The sequence below is a fragment of the Paraburkholderia sp. BR10954 genome, assembly GCF_040965775.1.
In the GTDB taxonomy this organism is placed as follows: domain Bacteria; phylum Pseudomonadota; class Gammaproteobacteria; order Burkholderiales; family Burkholderiaceae; genus Paraburkholderia; species Paraburkholderia youngii.
This window is the reverse complement of record NZ_JBFRCK010000251.1, coordinates 1-360: the sequence shown is the minus strand read 5'-3', so window position 1 is coordinate 360 and position 360 is coordinate 1. Positions and strand designations below refer to the sequence as shown.

The following is a 360-nucleotide window of genomic DNA, read 5'->3' as shown; positions in this document are numbered from 1 at the left end:
CGACTGCAACCGCCTGGCCGGCCGCGCTATCGACACCCGCGATGATCTGGGCGATGCGCCGCACGTTGTCGGCGTAGTCGGTGACGACGATCGTATTGTTGGAGGGGTAGGCCGCGACCGTGTTGTTAGGCGAGATCAGCGGACGCAGAACCGGCAGCAGATTGTTGGCCGACTCATTCCTCAGCGTGAAGACCTGCGTGACGACCTGGTCGCCGCGCGCCGTCGGCGCGTTGCCGACGTAGGTCGGCACGCCCTGTAGCTTGGCGTCGGCCTCGGGCACCACTTTCAGCACGCCATGATCCTGCACGAGCGCGAACCCCTGCATGCGCAGCGCGGACTGCAGGGTTTTGAGCGCCTGAT

Annotated in this window: 1 protein-coding gene; it reads right to left on the bottom strand. The window is 65.8% G+C overall.

Going from position 1 to position 360, the window contains the following annotated elements:
* Positions 1-360: secretin N-terminal domain-containing protein (locus tag AB4Y34_RS42110; protein WP_368719338.1), on the bottom strand; the 360-nt coding region annotated here is incomplete at both ends.